This window comes from Photorhabdus hainanensis (genome assembly GCF_018448965.1).
Lineage (GTDB): Bacteria > Pseudomonadota > Gammaproteobacteria > Enterobacterales > Enterobacteriaceae > Photorhabdus > Photorhabdus akhurstii.
The window spans coordinates 1-575 of sequence record NZ_RCWD01000133.1; the positions used below are offsets into that span (position 1 = coordinate 1).

Here is a 575-nt window from a genome sequence, read left to right on the forward strand (position 1 = left end):
AACAAGCTGAAATCTGTCTCTCTTCTGTCTTCCGACTTCTGTTTGCTGTCTTCCGACACCAAAACCCCTTCGGCGTTGTAAGGTTAAGCCGCTCGGCTCATTAGTACTGGTCAGCTCAACGCATCGCTGCGCTTACACACCCAGCCTATCCACGTCTTCGTCTTAAACGTTCCTTCCGTGACTCTAAGTCAAGGGAAGACTCATCTCAAGGCAAGTTTCCCGCTTAGATGCTTTCAGCGGTTATCTCTCCCGCACTTAGCTACCGGGCGATGCCATTGGCATGACAACCCGTACACCAGCGGTGCGTCCACTCCGGTCCTCTCGTACTAGGAGCAGCCCCTTTCAATCTTCCTGCGCCCACGGCAGATAGGGACCGAACTGTCTCACGACGTTCTAAACCCAGCTCGCGTACCACTTTAAATGGCGAACAGCCATACCCTTGGGACCTACTTCAGCCCCAGGATGTGATGAGCCGACATCGAGGTGCCAAACACCGCCGTCGATATGAACTCTTGGGCGGTATCAGCCTGTTATCCCCGGAGTACCTTTTATCCGTTGAGCGATGGCCCTTCCAT

The 575-nt window shown here is 53.9% G+C and carries 1 rRNA gene; it reads right to left on the reverse strand.

Annotated features, from left to right (window positions below):
- Positions 1-79: 79 nt before the first annotated feature.
- Positions 80-575, reverse strand: a 23S ribosomal RNA gene (locus tag EAE92_RS24220); the annotation flags it as partial.